The sequence below is a fragment of the Variovorax sp. LjRoot84 genome (genome assembly GCF_964254305.1).
Taxonomy (GTDB): Bacteria; Pseudomonadota; Gammaproteobacteria; order Burkholderiales; family Burkholderiaceae_C; genus Variovorax.
Genome location: NZ_CAXUTE020000001.1, coordinates 4,200,452 through 4,218,135, shown reverse-complemented (window position 1 = coordinate 4,218,135; position 17,684 = coordinate 4,200,452). Strand labels below are relative to the sequence as shown.

Here is a 17,684-nt window from a genome sequence, read left to right as displayed (position 1 = left end):
CGCGGTGGCTCTCGCCTCGGGTCTGGTCGCCGGCGCGGCCGCTGCACAGCAGCAGCAGACGCTCGCGGTCCATGCGGCAGGCAGCCTGCGTGCGCCGATCACGCAAGCGGCGCAAGCTTTCGAACAGGCGAACCCGGGCGCGCGAATCGCGCTGACTTTCGGTGCCTCGGGCCTTCTGCGCGACCGCATCGCGGCCGGAGAAAAGGCCGACGTGTTCGCCTCGGCCAACATGGCGCATCCGCAATCTCTCGGCGCCGACGGCGCATGGGGGCCGACCCGTGCCTTCGCTCGCAATGCGCTGTGCGCGCTCGCGCGGCCCGGGCTCGCGGTGACGCGCGACACGCTGGTCAAGACGATGCTCGACCCGGCGATCAAGCTCGGTACCTCGACGCCCAAGGCAGATCCCTCGGGTGACTATGCCTTCGAACTGTTCGAGCGTGTCGAGCGCACGGGCGCGGCGCCTGCAGGTTCGGCGCGTGCGCTGGCCACCAAGGCGCTGCAACTGACCGGTGGCTCGAACTCGCCCGCACCGCCGCCGGGACGCAATGTCTACGGCATGCTGGTCGCGAGCGGGCAGGCCGATGTGTTCCTGACCTATTGCACCAACGCGGTGGTGGCCATCGCCGAGGCGCCGGGGCTTCAACTTGTCGAGGTGCCTGCGGCCATCAACGTGAGCGCGGAATACGGGCTGGCCGTACGCAGCGGCGCGGCCCCAGCGGCGCAGGCTTTTGCGGACGACCTGGTCCATGGCGCCGGGCAGGGCGCATTGCGCAAGGCCGGCTTCCTCGCGCCCTGATATCGACAACCGGTCGAGCGAGGCGAAGCCGCCCGACACCAGGTGGCATTCCATCACCTCGGGCACGTGCAGCAGCTCATGCGCGACCCATGACGTGCAGCAATGCGCCGGGGCCTGGCTTTTTGTCCATCGGCCGGGTTTCCAGAAATCCCTGAACGCCAGACCAGATCAGGAGTCCTGATGTAAGTATTTGCGCTTAACAGGTTACCGAATGAAACATACGTAACGCAAACGGCGATAAAAGGGCACAAACGAAACAAAATGCAAGCATTGTTGGAACGCGTGTCAGACCGCTCCTGCACCCCGGACTCGATCCTTTTTGGAGGGTATTGGATGAAATCCACTGGAAAAAGCGCGCTTTTGCTTGTTACTGCAGCAGCCGCGCTCGCAGCGTGTGGAGGGGGAGGAGGAGGGGGTGGTGGATTTCCGGTGATGCAAGGGATCGCATCGGATACGACTGCAGCACCGTCCACCTCTGCTGCGCCAACCGACCCTGCCGTCGAAAAAGAAGCGGCACCGGTCGAGAAGGCGCTTGATTCGAGCTGGACCAAGGTGGCCGTCGAGAATCAGCGATTCACACTGGCTTCGACGACGACCGTGCAGTACGGGGCCAACTCGACCTGGAGGAAGAGATTGCTCTCGGGTTCGGTCGAGTGCAGCAATGCGACCTTTGGCGATCCGCTGCCCTATGTGGCGAAGGCGTGTTACATCCAAGGCCCCGCGCCCGCGCCCGCGCCTGCGCCTGCGCCTGCGCCTGCGCCTGCACCCGCGCCCACCGCGCCTGCAGCAGGCACGCTGCTCGCGGGCGAGGGCTCGTCGTTCACCGTCGCTGCTGCCACCCTTGTGCAGTACGGGTCCGGTTCATCGTGGGTTCAAAAGACAGTCAGCGGCACCGGCCAGTGCACGAACGAATTCTTCGGCAAAGACCCTTCGCCCTTTGTCGTGAAGGCTTGCTATTCCCTCGGCGCAGCACCCGGCACCGCTCCCGCTCCCGCTCCCGCTCCCGCGCCGGCTCCGGCTCCGGCACCCGCCCCGGCTCCAGCGCCGGCCCCGGCGCCCGCACCCGCACCCGCACCCGCACCCGCACCCGCAGTCGTCTCCGGCGATGTCGTCGACAGCGCCGGCCGAGTGGTGGCCGATAGCTACCGCGCCCTGGCGCTCAAGTTGGCCACGGCGGAGGGCATCGCCTACCGCTACGGCAATGCGCCGTCCGTGAACAACACCGGCATCCCGACGCTGTTCAAGCGTGCGGACCAGACCATGAGTTACCACGGAGGCACCTGGCAACTGGGGGGACCTCTTCTCGAAGATCCCGGCCTCTACATGACCAACCAGGCCCACGTCGGTTTTGTCGCCGACAACACGACGCTGCGCATGGGGGTGGGTGATCTGCAGATCTCCGCCATCGACCACAACACCTTCGCGCAAGCGCCGCAGCTGCCCTGGCAGGAAGCGGCCGCGTGGGACGGCAGCGCCGGTCGCACCAACTACAACGTCAGCACCTACAAGACCGCCGGCCTCACGACCGGCGAGCCGGTGGCGGTGGCGCGTTGCGGCGGCCGCGTAGGCTTCTGCGCCACCTCGCTGGTGGCTTTCCAGAACGGCCTGATCGGCACCGCGGGCAGCAACACGGCGAACAACCGGGGCTCGGTGAAACTGCCCGCCAACAAGGTGCCGACCGGCATGGCCATCACCAACACCAGCGAATACGCGCTGGTGACGGTGTGGGACACGACGGCGCTGAAGGGCCAGGTGGCGGTGATCTCGCTGGCGGGGCTGTGCAACAACTGCAACCCGTACAACTCGGCCCAGAACGGCAGCTACGACGCCTGGTACGACTGGTGGCACGAGTGGATGGGCGTGTACCCCGGCCTGCCGAACATGGGCAACATCGCCTTCATGAAGGTGCTGGGCTACATCGACCTGCCGGGCATGAACGCACCGACCGAGATCGCCGTCACCACGGGCTTCGACCAGTTCCAGACGGCACTGCCGGAAAAGTACGGCGAGTTCATGGGCCAGACCTACTCGCCGTTGACCGACCCGTCCAAGCGTGCGACGTTCTCGGGTTCCGGCACGAACGCCAATAGGTATGCCAAGGCAGGTGTGGCGGTGGTCATCTCCAAGTCGGAGAAGAAGGTCGCCTTCATCGACCTGAAGCCGCTGTTCAGCTACGTCAACAGCGTCTACTTCGGTACCGGTCCGACGGAGTTCACCAACCTGGGTCAGGCCGATAACCAGTGGCCGTACACCTTCGCGTACAAGCCGCAGCAGACGCCGACGGTGATCACGACGGTGGCGCTGGACAGCAAGCCGACCGCGGTGAAGACCACCATCTTCGGGCCGACTCACCGCGCCTGGATCGCCACGGAAGAGGGTTCGCTGCGCATCTATGGCCTCGGCAACGTGCCCACCGGCACCACGGTCACGGACGTCGTCGAGAAGGGCCGTGTCGCGATCGGGAAGAACCCGACCTCGCTGGCGATCTCGAAGATCGACCCGGAGAACAGGACCTTCGAGCCCTTGAATGAGCAGGTGCTGGTGGCTTCGCGCGGCGATCGCAAGATCCAGTGGGTGAGGTTCGCAGGCGACGGCAACAGCGGCAGTGTGGTTCGCACCCTGCAGGACTCGCGCATCGTCGACCCGATCGCGGTCGAGGATGCCGACAACTTCGCAAGCGACAACATGGTCTTGAGCATTGCGGACTACACCGGCAAGGCGGTGTCGAACTACCGCTACGGCTCGGTGATCTTCGCGAACCGCGGCGGCTCCTGGGCCTGCCAGCCGCCGGGCGGCTGTCCGGTGCAGGGCACCGGCGGCATGAACATGGAGTTCGGCGGCAGCTTCACGATGGAGGGCCGGCCGTTTCATCTCAGGACAGCCAACGTGCCCTGATCCGCCCGAAGCCTCAGCGATCCAGCGGCAGGTACAGGCTTTCCTTGACCTCTTCCATCACCACATAGCTGTTCGACTCGGCCGGCACCGGCAGCTTCTTCAGCAGGTCGCCCAGCAGGCGGCGGTAGTCGCTCATGGCGCGCAGGCGCGCCTTCACCAGGTAGTCGAAGCCACCCGACACGAGGTGGCATTCCATCACCTCGGGCACGTGCAGCAGCTCCTTCCTCACCTTGTCGAAGACGTCGGCCGACTTGGAGGACAGCGTGATTTCCACGAACACCAGGAGCGTCTTGCCGATCGCCTGCGGATCGATGCGCGCGTGGTAGCCGGTGATCACGCCTTCGCGTTCCATGCGCCGCACGCGCTCGGAGCAGGGCGAGGTCGAGAGGCCGATCTGCTCGGCCAGTTCGGTCATGGAGATGCGGCCCTGGCGCTGCAGGATGTCGAGGATCTTGCGGTCGGTGCGGTCGAGTTCGGTCATGGGCAGCAAAAAGCACTGGAATGTGTCGATATTTCAGTGGAGTTTATGGCAGATGAATGAATACGCTTGACTCTTCTCTCGCAGCGAAGGTGTCTTGCCATGAAAGTGATCGTTCTGGGCGGCGGTGTCATCGGTGTCACAACCGCCTACTACCTGGCCCGTGCTGGCGCGGAAGTGACGCTCGTCGATCGGCAGAGCGGCCCCGCGGAAGAAACCAGCTTCGCCAACGCCGGCCAGGTGTCGCCCGGTTATTCCACGCCCTGGGCCGCGCCGGGCATTCCCTTCAAGGCCCTGAAGTGGATGTTCCAGAAGCACGCGCCGCTCTCGATCCGGCCCGACGGCAGCCTGTTCCAGCTGCGCTGGATGGCGGCCATGCTGAAGAACTGCTCGCCCGAGCGCTATGCGATCAACAAGGAACGCATGATGCGCGTGGCCGAATACAGCCGCGACTGTCTGCGCGAGCTGCGTGTCGAAACCGGCATCCGCTACGAACATCGCACCCAGGGCACGCTGCAGCTGTTCCGCACGCAGGCCCAGCTCGACGCCGTGCAACGCGACGTGGCCGTGCTGCAGGAGTGCGGCGTTCCCTACCAGTTGCTCGATCGCAGCCAGCTGGCGACGGTCGAGCCGGCGCTGGCGCGCACGGGCGACCTGCTGGCCGGCGGCCTGCGTTTGCCGAACGACGAGACCGGTGACTGCCACTTGTTCACGCGCGCCCTGGCCGACGTCGCGCGCGGGCTGGGCGTGGATTTCCGTTTCGAACAAGACGTCGAAGGGCTCGCCGCCGAAGGCGGCCGAATCACCGGCGTGCGCCTGGGCGGGCCGGCGCGCGAAGTGCTCACGGCCGATCGCTACGTGCTCGCCTTCGGCAGCTATTCGCGCGACTTCGCAGCCAAGCTGGGCCTGGACATCCCGGTCTACCCGGTCAAGGGCTATTCGATGACCGTACCGCTCGTCGACCCGGCCGCGGCGCCGCAGTCCACCGTGCTCGACGAAACCTACAAGGTCGCGGTCACGCGCTTCGACGACCGCATCCGCGTCGGCGGCATGGCCGAGCTCGGCGGCTTCGACCTGCGCCTGAATCCGCGCCGGCGCGAGACGCTGGAGCGCGTGATCACCGACCTGTTCCCCTGCGGCGACCTGCCGCGCGCCACTTTCTGGACCGGCCTCAGGCCGATGACGCCCGACAGCACGCCGATCGTCGGTGCCACGCCGTATGCCAACCTGTTCCTCAACACCGGCCACGGCACGCTGGGTTGGACCATGGCCTGCGGCTCGGGCAAGCTGGTGGCCGACCAGGTGATGGGGCGGCGGCCCGACATCCGCACCGACGGCCTGGCGATGGACCGCTACCTTTCGCCCGCGCCGCGTGGTCCTGTCGGCGCGTTGCCGAGCGGCGCCTCGGCCTGAGCCTTCGGGTTTTTCCGTAGAGGGATAGCCTGGATGCGCCGTGGTTTTGCCTCTGGTAAAACCACGGCATGACAAGAAAGATCCAGCCACCCTCGATCACGCGGACGCAAGAAGCCGAAGGCACCGGCTTCTCCAAGGTGTTCGCCTTCCTGCGCGACAGGCTGCTCGAGGGCAGCATCCGTTCGGGAGATCGGCTGGTGCCCGAACGCGAACTCGCGCTGCAGCTGGGCGTGAGCCGGCCCATCGTGCGCGAGGCGCTGCGCGCGCTGTCGATGATGGGCGTGGTCGAGATCCGCGAGCGCGTGGGCACCATCGTCCGCAAGCCCGACGTGTCGGTGCTCGGCGACTTCTTCGCGTTCTCGATGGCGCAGCAGGCCGACATCGTGGACGACGTGATGCAGGCGCGCATCGCGATCGAGGTGCAGGCCGTGCGCCTGGCCTGCCGGCACGCGTCGACATCCGACCTGGAGCGCATCGCCGCGGCGGTCGACCGGATCGAGGCGACAGTCGACGACTCCGAAGAGGGCAGCCGCGCCGACTACGAGTTCCACACCGCATTGGTGCGGGCGAGCCGCTCCGAGACCTTGATGCAGCTGTATGCCGCGATGTCGACGCTCCTGATGCGCTCGCACCATGAGCGCCGCGACGTGGTCGGCGGCGATCCGGCGGTCAAGCAGTACCTGGTCGAAGACCATGCGCGCATCTTTCAGGCGCTGGTCGCGCGCGACGAAGACCGAGCCGACCAGGTGCTGCGCAAGCACTTCAGCATCGGTGACGAATACCGGCGCAAGGCCGCCACCGGGCCTGCCGCGCGCGGCCGGCCGCCGATGCGCGAGGAGGTGGCGTGATCGATTTCGACTTCGGAGTCGTGCTCGAACGCTGGCCGCTGTTCGTCGAGGGCGCGTGGCTGACCGTGCGCCTGGCATTGGTCGCCACGCTCTCGGGCTTCGCGATCGGCACGCTGTGCGCGGCCGGCAGGCGAAGCAGCCACCGGCTGCTGGCGCGTGCCTGCGGCGCGTATGTGGAACTGATCCGCAACACGCCGCTCCTGGTCCAGATCTTTCTCGTCTACTTCGGCCTGTCGAGCCTCGGGCTGTCGCTGTCGGCGTTCACCGTCGCGGTGATCGCGCTCGCGGTCAATGCCGGCGCCTATGCGACGGAAATCATGCGCGCCGGTTTCGATTCGGTGAACCGCAGCCAGATCGAGGCTGCCGAATGCCTCGGGCTTTCGCGGCTGCAGGTGTACTGGCACGTCGTGCTGCTGCCCGCGATGGAACGCGTGTACCCGGCGCTGACCAGCCAGTTCGTGCTGCTGATGCTGGCCTCGTCGATCTGCTCGCAGATCTCGGCCGAAGAGCTCACCGCGATCGCCAACCACGTGCAGTCGGACACCTACCGGCCCTTCGAGACCTTCATCCTCGTCGGCGCCGCCTACATCCTGCTGTCGCTGCTGATGCGCCTCGGCTTCTGGGGTCTGGGCGCGCTGCTGTTCCCGCGCCGCCGCAGACTGGGCACCGCGCTGTGATGACCGGCACCGCGTTCAACGCCAACCACCTGCTGTTCCTGCTGCAGGGCGCCGGGTGGACCGCGATCCTCTCGCTCATCGCCTTCGTCGGCGGCGGGCTGTGCGCGTTCATCGTCGCGCTGGCGCGGGTCTCGCCCCATCGCTGGGTGCGCGCGGCGATGGGGCTGTGGGTCCAGCTGGTGCAGGGCTCGCCGCTCCTGGTCATCATGTTCCTGGCCTTCTTCGGGCTACCGACCCTGGGCATCAAGGTTTCCGCGCTTGCCGCGGCCGGCGTGTCGCTGACGATCTACGTGTCGGCCTATCTCGGCGAGATCTGGCGCGGCGCCATCCAGGCGGTGCCGCGCGCGCAATGGGAGGCCGCCGAATGCCTGGCGCTCGGCCGCACGCAGCGCATGTTCAAGGTCGTGCTGCCGCAGGCCGTGCGGCTGGCCACGCCGCCCACGGTCGGCTTCATGGTGCAGATCGTCAAGAACACCTCGCTGGCGTCGGTGGTCGGCTTCGTCGAACTCGCGCGCTCGGGGCAGATCATCAACAACTCGATCTTCGAGCCCTTCATCGTCTATCTCTTCATCGCCGCGATCTACTTCGCGTTGTGCTATCCGCTCTCGGTCTGGAGCCGCCGGCTCGAGCGCAGGGCCGTCGCGTCCCCCACTGCGGCGAAAGCCGTCTTCACCCATGACCCAGTCCTCGCCCAATCCTGAGCGCGCCGCGGCGCCGGTCGTGCGCCTGCACGACGTGCACAAGAGTTTCGGCGCGCTGAAAGTGCTCGAAGGCGTCGGCTTCGAAGTCGGCCGCGGCGAGGTCACGGCGATCATCGGCCGCAGCGGCTCCGGCAAGAGCACCGCACTGCGCTGCATCGATCGCCTGGAACGCATCGACAGCGGCGAGATCGTGGTCTGCGGCCATCGCGTCGACGCGGCCGGCGTCGACCTCAAGGCGCTGCGGCTCGATGTCGGCATCGTCTTCCAGAGCTACAACCTCTTTCCGCACCTGACCATCGAGCAGAACATCATGCTCGCGCCGCGCTCGGCCAAGGGCGTGGCCAAGCAGGCTGCGCGCGCGCTCGCACACGAGGTGCTGGCCAAGGTCGGCCTTGCGGAGAAGGCGTCCTGTTATCCCGAGCAGCTCTCGGGCGGCCAGCAGCAGCGGGTTGCCATCGCGCGCTCGCTGGCGATGCAGCCGAAGGTGATGCTGTTCGACGAGGTGACCTCGGCGCTCGATCCGGAGCTCACCGGCGAGGTGCTGCACGTCATCGAGGACCTCGCGGCCGGCGGCATGACCATGGTCATGGTCACCCACGAGATGGCGTTCGCGCGCAAGGTCGCAGATCAGGTGCTGTTCATGCACCGCGGCAGGGTCTGGGAGCGCGGCGGCCCCGAGATCCTGTCATCCCCGCAAACCGCCGAGCTTCGGCAGTTCGTGGCCAGCGAGCTCTGAAGGCTGGCCTTCTTTCGAAAACATGGAGACAACACCGTCATGAAGCTTTTCCGTTCACTGCCCACCCTGTTGGCCGCCGCCTGCCTTACGCTGGCGGCTGCCGCGCATGCCGACGTGCTCGACGACGTGATGAAGGCGAAGAAGATCCGCATCGCAACGGACTTCTCGATTCCACCGTCCGGCATGCTCGACAAGGACCTCAAGCCGACTGGCTCCGACGTCGAAACCGCGCAGCTGCTCGCCAAGGACTGGGGGCTCGAACTGGAGTTCGTGCAGACCACCGGCGCCACGCGCATTCCGAACCTGCAGACCGGCAAGGCCGACATCGTGGTCTCGACGCTGTCGGTGACCCCGGAGCGCCAGAAGGTCATCGACTTCTCGAAGCCGTATGCGGCGCTGGTCTCCGTCATCGGCGCGCGCAAGGATCTGGCGATCAAGGACTGGCCCGACCTGAAGGGCAAGTCGGTCACCGTCACGCGCGGCACCACGCAGGACACCGAACTCACCCAGCTGGCGAAGGACAGGGACTTCAAGGTGGTGCGCTACGACGACGATGCGACCATGGTCACCGCCGGCGTCAGCGGCCAGGCCGACATCGTCTCCACCTCGGTCACGATCATGAATCAGATCACCGCGAAGAACCCGCAACGCCCGTTCGAGCAGAAGATCGTGCTGCGCAATCTCGATCTCGCCGTCGGCGTCAAGAAGGGCGAGGAGCGCATGGTCGCCAAGCTCAACGAGTGGGTCACGGCCAATCTCCAGAACGGCAAGCTCAACGCCATCTACAAGAAGTTCCACGGCAGCGATCTGCCCGCGAACATGCGTCCCTGATCATTCACAACTCGAAGAGGAATTCATGCGTCTCGTCATCGGTTCGGACCACGCCGGCTGGGTGCTCAAAAGCGCCGTGGTCGACCACATCAGGAAGCTCGGCCACGAGGTCGTCGACGTCGGCAGCCACGACGACCGACCGGTCGACTTTCCGGATGTGGCACGCGCGGTGGCCGCCAAGATCGTCGCCGGCGAGGTCGAGCGCGGCATCATGGTGTGCGGCACCGGCGTCGGCGCGTCGATCGCCGCCAACAAGATGAAGGGTATCCGCGCGGCGGTCTGCCACGACGTGCATTCGGCGCACCAGTCGGTCGAGCACGACGACGTGAACGTCATGTGCATCGGCGCGCAGATCGTCGGCCCCTGGCTCGCCGCCGACCTCGTCACCTCCTACCTGGGGGCGCGCTTCGCGGCGGAGGACGAGGATTTTCGCCGCCGCGTCGAGAAGCTCCACCAGATGGACGCCGAGTCTTGAACTCCGACCACGCCACGCCCGAGGTCGTGGTGTTCGGCAGCCTCAACATGGACCTGGTGCTCCGTGTGCCGCGCGTGCCGGATGCCGGCGAAACCCTCGAGGCTCGTTCCTTCATGAGCAATCCGGGCGGCAAGGGTGCCAACCAGGCCGTGGCGTGCGCGCGGCAGGGCGCCCGTGTGGCCATGGTCGGTCGCGTGGGCGACGACGCCTTCGGGCGCGCCCTGAAGGCATCGCTCGAAGCGGACGGTGTGGAGGCTCGCCATGTGGCCACCGATGCGGCGTCGACCGGCGTGGCCCTGATCATGGTCGACGACGGCGCGCAGAACCGCATCGCGCTGAGTCCCGGCGCGAACGCATCCGTGGGCAGCGAAGACACGCAGCGCCTGCGCCACGCTCTCGCTGATGCGCGCATCCTGTCGCTGCAGCTCGAGGTTCCCATGCCGGCGGTGTGCGAAGCGGCGGCGATCGCGCATGCCGCCGGTTGCACGGTGGTGCTGAATCCTGCTCCCGCGCAGCCGCTGCCTGACGCGCTGTGGCCGCTGGTGAGCATCCTCGTGCTGAACGAGACCGAGGCCGCGATGTTGAGCGGCATGACCGTCTGCGACACGGCGAGTGCCGCCCGCGCGGCCGATGCCCTGCGACAGCGCGGACCCGCTCACGTGATCCTGACGATGGGCGGCGACGGCGTCGTGTCCGCCAACGCCGAGGGCTGCCGCCACTTCGCGGCATTGGCGGTCCAGGCGGTCGACACCACGGCCGCGGGCGACACCTTCATCGGCGCGCTGTGTGCCGCGCTCGCGAACAAGGAATCCATCGATGCCGGCATCGCGCTTGGCATCCAGGCCGCGGCGCTCAGCGTGACGAAGGCGGGCGCGCAGGTGTCGATGCCGCATCGGCAAGACCTCGCGGCACTGCCTGCGGTTCCGCGGCCGAGCCCGGTGGCACTGGGCTGATGCGGCTCAGGCCGGGGCCTCGGCCGACCGTCCCTCGATCAGCTTCACCAGCGTGTGCAGCACGCGATTGGCCGGCGTCGCGATGCCCAGCGCTTCACCCTTGCGCAGCACGTAGCCGTTGAGGTGGTCGATTTCGCTGCGTTTGCCGCGCGCCAGGTCCTGCGCGGTGGAGGAGAACTGGGTCGGCATCGATTGCGCGATGCGCTCGACGGCGGCCCAGCTGTCGCCGGGCACGGTCACGCCGCTGGCCTCGGCGACGGCCAGGCATTCCTGCACCACGTCCCGCATCACGGCGTCCACGCCGACGCCCTGCACGAGCCGGCCATAAGGCAACTGCGAGATCGCCGACAGCGCGTTGTAGGCGCAGTTGAGAATCAGCTTGGCCCACAGCGCGCCCGCCACGTTGTCGGAGATCTGCGTCGGCACGCCGGCCTCGATGAAGAGGCGCGCGGCCTCATCGCTGCGGGGCGACGGCGCGATGACCAGCTCGCCGCGGCCGTGGTGCTTCACGTGGCCCGGCCCCGCCATCTCGGTGGCGACATACACCACCGTCGCCGCGACCTGCTGGCGCAGCGCCGCCTGCAGCCGGTCGGCGTTGTCGACGCCGTTCTGCAGCGTGAGCACCAGCGCATCCGGCATCAGGTGCGGACCCATCTGCGCGGCAGCGCTCTCGGTGTCGGTGGACTTGACGCAGAACAGCACCAGCTGCGCGCCCTGCACGGCGCTGACTTCCGTGCTGGCCTCGATCGGCACATGCGCCTTGAAGGACTGCGTATCGAGCAGCAGGCCGTCGCGGCGTATCGCCTCGACGTGCTGCGCCCTGCCGATCAGCACCACCGAATGGCCGGCGCGCGCCAGCATGCCGCCGTAGTAGCAACCCACTGCGCCCGCACCCATCACCGCGATCTTCATGACCTGCTCCGAAAAAGTCCTTCCTGCATGGTAGTGCCGTTGCGCCCATGACCTCCCACGTCATCGACCCGCGGCGCGCTCGCGGGGACCATTCATTCACCCCGCGCCGTTGCGGGCCCTGAACAGAAAGGAAACGCCATGAACACCGCCGCCCCCGATGCCGCGCGCATTGCCGAACACTACATCGCCGTCTGGAACGAGACCAACGCCGAGCGCCGCCTCGCGCTGCTCGAAAGCCATTGGACCGCCGACGCGCGCTACGTCGATCCGATCATGCAGGGCAGTGGCCGCGCGCAGATCAGCGCACTGGTCGGCGGCGTGCACCAGCGCTATCCGGGCTTCCGCTTCAGGCTCAAGGGCGAGGCCGATGCGCACGGCGACCACCTGCGCTTCTCGTGGACCCTGGGCCCGAGCGGCGCCGAAGACCTGATCGAAGGCACCGATTTCGTTCAGCTCGAAGCGGGCAAGCTGCAGTCGGTCACGGGCTTCCTCGACAAGGTGCCGGTCGGCGCCTGAGGCCTATTCGAGAATCGCGACGCCCTTGACCTGCGCATGCACGGCCGAGCCCACGCCAAGGCGCAGCAGCTCGGCCGACTTGCGCGTGATGCGCGCGAGCAGGCGTGCGCCGCCGAGGTCCAGCCCGACCATGACCTGGGCCGGTCCGTCTTCGGCCAGGTCGGCCACGGTCGCGGGCAGGATGTTGAGCACGCTGGTCGCGGCTTGGTGCTGCAGCGTGAGGCTGACGTCGCGCGCCTGGATGCGAACCCGCACCGCCTGCCCCACGCGCGCGCCGCTGTGCGGCAGGCAGAGCGTGCCGCCCGCGAACGCGAGCTGCGTCAGGCCGTAGGCGGCGTCGTAGCCCGTCACCACCGCGGCGACCACCGCACCCGCCGCGTCGCCATGGGCGAGCGGCAGGTCGAGCCGGGTCATCAGCGCGTTGGCCGGGCCGCTCGCAGTCACGCGTCCGGCGTCGAGCAGCACCAGGTGGTTGGCCAGGCGCGCGACCTCGTCGGGCGCGTGGCTCACATAGATCACCGGCATGTCGAGCTCGGCATGCAGCCGCTCGAGGTAGGGGAGGATCTCGCGCTTGCGCTGCAGGTCCAGCGAGGCGAGCGGTTCGTCCATCAGCAGCAGCCGCGGACTGGTGGCCAGTGCACGCGCGATGCCCACGCGCTGGCGTTCGCCGCCCGAGAGCGTGTCGGGCCGGCGCGCGAGCAGGTGGCCGATGCCCAGCAGTTCCACCGCCTGCGCGAGCGACACGCGCCGATCGGCTGTGGCGACCCGCTTCATGCCGTATTCGAGGTTGCGCCGAACGTCCAGGTGCGCGAAGAGCCGCGTCTCCTGGAACACATAGCCCAGCGGCCGCCGGTGCGTGGGCAGGAACATGTCGCCGTCCTGCCAGGCCTCGCCATTGACCGTCACCTGCGCACCGGGTGCGCGTTGCAGCCCCGCGATGGCGCGCAGGCAAGTGGTCTTGCCGCAGCCCGAGGGGCCGAAGAGCGCGCTCACGCCGCGGCCCGGCAGGTCGAGCTCGACCTGGAGCGAGAAGCCGGGGTGGTCGACCTTCAACCACGCATGCACGCCATCGCTCATCGCCGCTGTCCCGTCGGATTGAGCACATAGAGCGCCAGCAGCACGAGGAACGAGAACGCCGCCATGCCGGCCGCCAGCCAGTGCGCCTGTGTGTATTCGAGCGCCTCGACGTGGTCGTAGATCCGCACCGACACCACGCGCGTCTTGTCGGGGATGTTGCCGCCGATCATCAGCACCACGCCGAACTCGCCCACCGTGTGGGCGAAGCCCATCACGGCCGCGGTGAGGTAGCCCGGCCGCGCGAGCGGCAGCACCACGCTGAAGAAGGAGTCGAGGGGCGAGGCCCTGAGCGTTGCCGCCGCCTCGAGCGGCTCCTGGCCGATGGCCTCGAAGGCGTTCTGGATTGGCTGCACCACGAAGGGCATCGAATAGACCACCGAGCCGATCACCAGCCCCGCGAAGGTGAACGGAAGCACCCCGATACCGAGCCATTGCGTCAACGCGCCGATCGGCCCGTTGGGCCCCATCGTCACCAGGAAGTAGAAGCCCAGTACCGTGGGCGGCAGCACCAGCGGCAATGCCACCAGCGCACCGACCGGCCCCTTCCATGCCGAGCGCGTGCGCGCCAGCCACCAGGCCAGCGGCGAGCCCACCAGCAGCAGGATCAGCGTGGTCAGCGCCGCGAGCTTCAGCGTGAGGACGATGGCGCCGATGTCGGAGGCCGTGGGCATGCAGGATCGGCGCTCAGACGTCGTAGCCGAAGGACCGGATCACGGCCTTGGCTGCATCCGACTTGAGATACGCGATGAGCGCAGCGGCGGCCGCGTTGTCCTTGCCGCGGGCGAGCAGCACAGCGTCTTGCCGGATGGGGCCGTGCAGTTCAGCGGGCACGATCCAAGCCGAGCCGCTCTTGAGCTTGCCGTTCTCCCAGACTTGCGAGAGCGCGACGAAGCCGAGTTCCGCGTTGCCGGTGGAGACGAAGCTGAAGGCCTGCCCGATGCTCTCGCCCTGCACGAACTTGGGTTCGAGCTGTGCCAGCAGGCCGAGGCGCGTGAGCGTTTCCACCGCCGCCGCGCCGTAGGGTGCGAGCTTGGGCGCGGCCAGCGCGATGTGGGCGAACTTCGTGCTCCTGAGCACCTCGCCCTTGGCATCCACCAGATCGGGTTTGGCCGACCACAGCACCAGCTTGCCGGTGGCGTAGGTGAAGCGACTGCCCGGCACAGTAGCGCCTTCCTTGTCGAGCTTGGCCGGCGTCTCGTCGTCGGCCGCGAGGAACACGTCGAAAGGCGCGCTGCTCTGGATCTGCGCATAGAACTTGCCCGTCGCGCCCGAGGAGAGCACGGCCTTGTGGCCGGTCGTCTTCTCGAACTCGGCGGCGATCGCCTTCATGGGCGCGAAGAAGTTGGCCGCGACCGCGACCTGGACTTCCCCCGCCTGGCTGGCGAGCGACGCACCGAGCGTGAGCAGCGTGGCGGCGGCGAGGCGAAAGGCGAGTGGGAGCTTCATGGAGCGCTATTCATCAACGGAATAGCGCGAGTGTAGAGCCAACGGCACAATCCGCGCATGGCATCTCCCCGTTTCGGCGACGCGCTCGGCCATGGCATGAGCGACAAGCGCATCGACATCCTGCGCGGCATCGGCCGCACCGGCAGCATCTCCCAGGCCGCGCGCGAGGCGGCCGTGAGCTACAAGGCGGCCTGGCAGGCGGTCGCCACGCTCACCAACCTGGCCGGCGTGCCGCTGGTGGCGCGCGCGGTGGGCGGCGCGGGCGGCGGCGGCGCCGTGCTCACCGCGCACGGGGCGCAACTGCTCGAACTGGCGGAGGCGCTGGATGCGGCGCGCCGTGCCGTTCAGTCGCGGGCAGGCGCCAGTGCGGGCACGGCGGCGGCGCGGCTCTCGATCCGCACCAGCATGCGCAACCAGCTGCCGGCGATCGTGGCCGCGCTCGAATCCACCGGCCGCATCGTGCGCGTGCACATGAGGCTCGGCGGCGATGCGCAGCAGCCCATCGCCGCGCGCATCACGCAGGAGAGCGCGGAATTGCTGGGGCTGGCAGAAGGCATGCCGGCGATCGCGCTGTGCAAGGCGACCGCGGTACGCGTGGAGCGCGTTGCGGCAGCGCGAAGGACCCGTGGCAATCAGCTCGGCGGCCTGGTGCAGGGCGCGGCGCGCGGCGAGGACGGCGACGAGATCGCGATCACGCTCGACAGCGGCCTGCAACTGGTCGGCTTCGCGCCGGCCGGCTCGGGGCTGCGCACGCGGCAGCGCGTGGTGGCCACCATCGACGAAGCGGCGGTGGTGGTGGCGCTGCCGGGGTGAGGGCGAGGGCCTGAACAGGCCCTTCTATGAGGACTGAATTGTCAAGGGGTTTCGCTGCAGACATCGATCAGTGGAGTTGATTGCGGTACGTGCTGTGCCAAGGTGCGAGGGCCGCCGGAAGGGAGTGCATCGCGATCGGAGGTCGGGGAGTGACAAGCGTTCGAGCCAAGGCTCGGACAACCTTCTATCCGTGCCGGGTGTGCGCATCCAGCACCACATGCAACATGCGCGCAAAGCGCTTGGGCTTACCCCTGTTATCGGCGCGCCCCATCTAGTAGGACGGTCCCTATGCGGTGACCCGGGCGTGTTGCGGGCGCGTCGACCTGTGATCATGAAGATGCCTTCGTATGCCAAGCTGGGCCGGGCTCTACGCAACGGGCTTGAGCGTGGCGCCGGCTGGAATCTCGCCATGCTCGAGGTAGCGCCACAACGCCACCGCCAGCCGGCGCGCGAGCGCCACGATGCCGATGCGTCTCATACGCTTGGCGCCGGCACCGAAGCGACGCGCGAACCACTGGCTCAAGGCGCTGTCGGGCTGATAGCGCAACCAGCTCCACGCCAGCTCCACCAGCAAGGTGCGCGCTCGTTTGTTGCCGGCCTTGTTGATGCCTTGCTCGATCTGGCTGTCGCCGCTGGCATAGGGCGTGGGTGCGAGCCCCAGACAGCCTGCCAGTTCGCGTCGGTTCGCAAAGCGTCGCCAGCCGAACAACTCCTTGACCAGCAACCAGGCGCTGGCGACCCCGATCGAGCGCAGCTTGGCCAGTTGCGCCACCTGCGGCTGCGCACGGTCGTCCACTTCCTTGCGCTGCGTCGCCTGGAGCGTGCGCATCTGCTGCTTGACCAGCATCAGCCGCACACACTCGCGCTCGATCTCGCAGCGCAGCGCCGGCGGTACCTGCGCGCAGTGGCTGTCCCACCACGCCTGCCAGTCTCGCCCACCGATGGAATGCACTCGCAGGTTGTGCAGCACCAGCAACGAGCCGATGCGGTTGGTATGAGCGGTGTGCTCATGCGACAGTCGCTGCAGCTCGCGGTGCAGCCGGCGCGCGTCTTCCTGCTGTGCCGTGGGTTCGCGCAGCACCGACCATACGCGCGTCTCGCCCGCGCGGTAGCGCTGCAGCATCGCCAACAGCTTGTCACCATCGAGTCGATCGGTCTTGGCACGCCTGGCGTGCCGGTTGACCTCGATGCTGGCCGAGTCGACCACGATGTTGTTGATGCCTTGCTCAAGCAGCCAGCGGTGCAGCCACCAGCCATCGCGGCCTGCCTCGTAGCACGCGTGAACCGCCGCCTCGGCGGGTATCCCAAAGCGCACTCGGGCCTTGCCAATACGTTCCAGCACGGCCGCACAATCGCCAGCGGCCACAGCGCATCGGCTGGGGCTGCGGGCGCCGTCGCCGAACGTCAGGTTCCAACGCTTGTCGCTCAGCTCCAAACTCATATACAGATCGTGCGCATTCGCCCTATCCTTGTCTTGGAAGACTGTCTTGGGTGCAGACATGGCCGTGCTCCTTTGGTTCGCTACCTGGGGGTTCCCGTTCTAGCTCAACGGGACTCGCCTGGGGCAGTCCTCCATAGCATCTAGAGTCCGAGGTCGCTCAAACCCGGGTGATCGTCCGGCCGGCGGCCCAGCGGCCAGAAGAACTTGCGTTCGCTTTCCTTGATCGGCAGGTCGTTGATGCTCGCGTGGCGATGCGTCATCAGGCCGTGCTCGTTGAATTCCCAGTTCTCGTTGCCGTAGCTGCGAAACCAGTTGCCAGCGTCGTCGTGCCACTCGTAGGCGAAGCGCACGCCGATGCGCGGGCCGCCGAAGGCCCACAGCTCCTTGATCAGCCGGTAGTCGAGTTCGCGCGCCCACTTGCGCTCGAGCAGCGCCTGCGCGGCCGCCCGGCCGACCGGGAACTCGGCGCGGTTGCGCCAGCGCGTGTCTTCGCTGTAGGCCAGCGCGACGCGGGCCGGGTCGCGCGAGTTCCAGCCGTCTTCGGCCAGGCGAACCTTCTGGGTTGCGGTTTCGAATGTGAAGGGAGGCAGGGGCGGGCGTGTTTCCATGGCGGCGGGTTCCCGAGGGGTGATTGGAAGAAGGTAGACAGAGCTGTCTACGTCGCCAGTCTAATGCA

The 17,684-nt window shown here is 67.7% G+C and carries 19 protein-coding genes; 12 read left to right on the top strand and 7 right to left on the bottom strand.

The genetic code is table 11. The annotated features are described in order from the left end of the window. The first annotated feature begins 4 nt into the window (after nt 1–4). A complete protein-coding gene (locus ACSQ9I_RS21010; protein ID WP_436314331.1) occupies nt 5–796 on the top strand; it encodes a molybdate ABC transporter substrate-binding protein in 792 nt (263 codons plus the stop codon). A 432-nt stretch (nt 797–1,228) separates the two neighbouring features. Next, nucleotides 1,229–3,691 carry a hypothetical protein gene (locus ACSQ9I_RS21005; RefSeq protein WP_436314330.1) on the top strand — a complete coding sequence of 821 codons (2,463 nt, stop codon included), beginning with the start codon at nt 1,229–1,231 and terminating at the stop codon, nt 3,689–3,691. Between the two features lie 13 nt (nt 3,692–3,704). Here ACSQ9I_RS21005 and ACSQ9I_RS21000 read toward each other — a convergent pair whose 3' ends face one another. Next, nucleotides 3,705–4,172, bottom strand: a complete 468-nt coding sequence (locus tag ACSQ9I_RS21000; protein WP_093103004.1) for a winged helix-turn-helix transcriptional regulator — start codon at nt 4,170–4,172, stop codon at nt 3,705–3,707. A 99-nt stretch (nt 4,173–4,271) separates the two neighbouring features. On the opposite strand from ACSQ9I_RS21000, the gene ACSQ9I_RS20995 reads away from it, so the two are divergent. The 8 genes from ACSQ9I_RS20995 to rbsK all read left to right on the top strand — a co-directional run bounded on the left by ACSQ9I_RS20995 (nt 4,272) and on the right by rbsK (nt 10,803). Next, nucleotides 4,272–5,582, top strand: coding sequence for a D-amino acid dehydrogenase (locus tag ACSQ9I_RS20995; protein ID WP_436314329.1), 1,311 nt, complete (start codon nt 4,272–4,274; stop codon nt 5,580–5,582). A 68-nt stretch (nt 5,583–5,650) separates the two neighbouring features. Then, a complete protein-coding gene (locus tag ACSQ9I_RS20990; RefSeq protein WP_436314328.1) occupies nt 5,651–6,430 on the top strand; it encodes a FadR/GntR family transcriptional regulator in 780 nt (259 codons plus the stop codon). Then, nucleotides 6,427–7,107, top strand: coding sequence for an amino acid ABC transporter permease (locus ACSQ9I_RS20985; RefSeq protein WP_212733618.1), 681 nt, complete (start codon nt 6,427–6,429; stop codon nt 7,105–7,107). Before ACSQ9I_RS20990 ends, ACSQ9I_RS20985 begins: the two co-directional genes overlap by 4 nt. Then, entirely contained in the window at nt 7,107–7,808 is a 702-nt protein-coding gene (locus tag ACSQ9I_RS20980; RefSeq protein WP_436314327.1) for an amino acid ABC transporter permease, read from the top strand. The genes ACSQ9I_RS20985 and ACSQ9I_RS20980 overlap by 1 nt, the downstream gene beginning before the upstream one ends. Further along, entirely contained in the window at nt 7,783–8,544 is a 762-nt protein-coding gene (locus tag ACSQ9I_RS20975; protein WP_436314326.1) for an amino acid ABC transporter ATP-binding protein, read from the top strand. The genes ACSQ9I_RS20980 and ACSQ9I_RS20975 overlap by 26 nt, the downstream gene beginning before the upstream one ends. A 39-nt stretch (nt 8,545–8,583) precedes the next feature. Continuing rightward, entirely contained in the window at nt 8,584–9,375 is a 792-nt protein-coding gene (locus ACSQ9I_RS20970; protein ID WP_436314325.1) for a transporter substrate-binding domain-containing protein, read from the top strand. Between the two features lie 25 nt (nt 9,376–9,400). Further along, complete coding sequence (rpiB, locus tag ACSQ9I_RS20965; protein ID WP_093103013.1) at nt 9,401–9,850, top strand: ribose 5-phosphate isomerase B; 450 nt, start codon at nt 9,401–9,403, stop codon at nt 9,848–9,850. After that, a complete protein-coding gene (gene rbsK / locus ACSQ9I_RS20960) occupies nt 9,847–10,803 on the top strand; it encodes a ribokinase (protein ID WP_436314324.1) in 957 nt (318 codons plus the stop codon). The genes rpiB and rbsK overlap by 4 nt, the downstream gene beginning before the upstream one ends. 6 nt (nt 10,804–10,809) lie before the next feature. On the opposite strand, the gene ACSQ9I_RS20955 is transcribed toward rbsK, so the two are convergent. Next, nucleotides 10,810–11,715, bottom strand: a complete 906-nt coding sequence (locus ACSQ9I_RS20955; RefSeq protein WP_436314323.1) for a ketopantoate reductase family protein — start codon at nt 11,713–11,715, stop codon at nt 10,810–10,812. A gap of 138 nt (nt 11,716–11,853) precedes the next feature. Between ACSQ9I_RS20955 and ACSQ9I_RS20950 the strand changes: the two genes are divergently transcribed. Next, nucleotides 11,854–12,231, top strand: coding sequence for a nuclear transport factor 2 family protein (locus ACSQ9I_RS20950; protein WP_436314322.1), 378 nt, complete (start codon nt 11,854–11,856; stop codon nt 12,229–12,231). A gap of 3 nt (nt 12,232–12,234) precedes the next feature. Here the strand turns inward: ACSQ9I_RS20950 and modC are convergent, their stop codons facing one another. From modC to modA, 3 genes are read right to left on the bottom strand one after another with little or no spacing between them, the layout of a single operon-like run. Continuing rightward, nucleotides 12,235–13,308: a molybdenum ABC transporter ATP-binding protein gene (modC, locus tag ACSQ9I_RS20945; RefSeq protein WP_436314321.1), complete on the bottom strand. Its 1,074-nt coding sequence runs from the start codon at nt 13,306–13,308 to the stop codon at nt 12,235–12,237. After that, nucleotides 13,305–13,979 (bottom strand): molybdate ABC transporter permease subunit, encoded by a 675-nt coding sequence (gene modB / locus ACSQ9I_RS20940; protein ID WP_436314320.1) that lies wholly within the window; start codon nt 13,977–13,979, stop codon nt 13,305–13,307. Before modB ends, modC begins: the two co-directional genes overlap by 4 nt. A gap of 13 nt (nt 13,980–13,992) precedes the next feature. After that, complete coding sequence (gene modA, locus ACSQ9I_RS20935) at nt 13,993–14,754, bottom strand: molybdate ABC transporter substrate-binding protein (protein WP_436314319.1); 762 nt, start codon at nt 14,752–14,754, stop codon at nt 13,993–13,995. Nucleotides 14,755–14,811: 57 nt separating this feature from the next. Here modA and ACSQ9I_RS20930 point away from each other — a divergent pair, with 57 nt between their 5' ends. Beyond that, complete coding sequence (locus ACSQ9I_RS20930; protein WP_436304802.1) at nt 14,812–15,567, top strand: TOBE domain-containing protein; 756 nt, start codon at nt 14,812–14,814, stop codon at nt 15,565–15,567. Nucleotides 15,568–15,934: 367 nt separating this feature from the next. Here the strand turns inward: ACSQ9I_RS20930 and ACSQ9I_RS20925 are convergent, their stop codons facing one another. Further along, a complete protein-coding gene (locus ACSQ9I_RS20925) occupies nt 15,935–17,068 on the bottom strand; it encodes an IS110 family transposase (RefSeq protein WP_436314318.1) in 1,134 nt (377 codons plus the stop codon). Nucleotides 17,069–17,148: 80 nt separating this feature from the next. Next, the gene (locus tag ACSQ9I_RS20920) at nt 17,149–17,616 is read right to left on the bottom strand and encodes a DUF1348 family protein (RefSeq protein ID WP_436290974.1); all 468 of its coding nucleotides are present in this window, start codon (nt 17,614–17,616) and stop codon (nt 17,149–17,151) included. Between the last annotated feature and the right edge of the window lie 68 nt (nt 17,617–17,684).

Coding starts and splice junctions, on each gene's coding strand:
- ACSQ9I_RS20975 (WP_436314326.1), top strand. CDS start 7,783: ATGACCCAGTCCTCGCCCAATCCTGAGCGCGCCGCGGCGCCGGTCGTG.
- ACSQ9I_RS20980 (WP_436314327.1), top strand. CDS start 7,107: ATGACCGGCACCGCGTTCAACGCCAACCACCTGCTGTTCCTGCTGCAG.
- ACSQ9I_RS21005 (WP_436314330.1), top strand. CDS start 1,229: ATGCAAGGGATCGCATCGGATACGACTGCAGCACCGTCCACCTCTGCT.
- modA (WP_436314319.1), bottom strand. CDS start 14,754: ATGAAGCTCCCACTCGCCTTTCGCCTCGCCGCCGCCACGCTGCTCACG.
- modC (WP_436314321.1), bottom strand. CDS start 13,308: ATGAGCGATGGCGTGCATGCGTGGTTGAAGGTCGACCACCCCGGCTTC.
- modB (WP_436314320.1), bottom strand. CDS start 13,979: ATGCCCACGGCCTCCGACATCGGCGCCATCGTCCTCACGCTGAAGCTC.
- ACSQ9I_RS20930 (WP_436304802.1), top strand. CDS start 14,812: ATGGCATCTCCCCGTTTCGGCGACGCGCTCGGCCATGGCATGAGCGAC.
- ACSQ9I_RS20990 (WP_436314328.1), top strand. CDS start 5,651: ATGACAAGAAAGATCCAGCCACCCTCGATCACGCGGACGCAAGAAGCC.
- ACSQ9I_RS20955 (WP_436314323.1), bottom strand. CDS start 11,715: ATGAAGATCGCGGTGATGGGTGCGGGCGCAGTGGGTTGCTACTACGGC.
- rpiB (WP_093103013.1), top strand. CDS start 9,401: ATGCGTCTCGTCATCGGTTCGGACCACGCCGGCTGGGTGCTCAAAAGC.
- ACSQ9I_RS20925 (WP_436314318.1), bottom strand. CDS start 17,068: ATGTCTGCACCCAAGACAGTCTTCCAAGACAAGGATAGGGCGAATGCG.
- ACSQ9I_RS20920 (WP_436290974.1), bottom strand. CDS start 17,616: ATGGAAACACGCCCGCCCCTGCCTCCCTTCACATTCGAAACCGCAACC.
- ACSQ9I_RS21000 (WP_093103004.1), bottom strand. CDS start 4,172: ATGACCGAACTCGACCGCACCGACCGCAAGATCCTCGACATCCTGCAG.
- ACSQ9I_RS20970 (WP_436314325.1), top strand. CDS start 8,584: ATGAAGCTTTTCCGTTCACTGCCCACCCTGTTGGCCGCCGCCTGCCTT.
- ACSQ9I_RS20950 (WP_436314322.1), top strand. CDS start 11,854: ATGAACACCGCCGCCCCCGATGCCGCGCGCATTGCCGAACACTACATC.
- ACSQ9I_RS20995 (WP_436314329.1), top strand. CDS start 4,272: ATGAAAGTGATCGTTCTGGGCGGCGGTGTCATCGGTGTCACAACCGCC.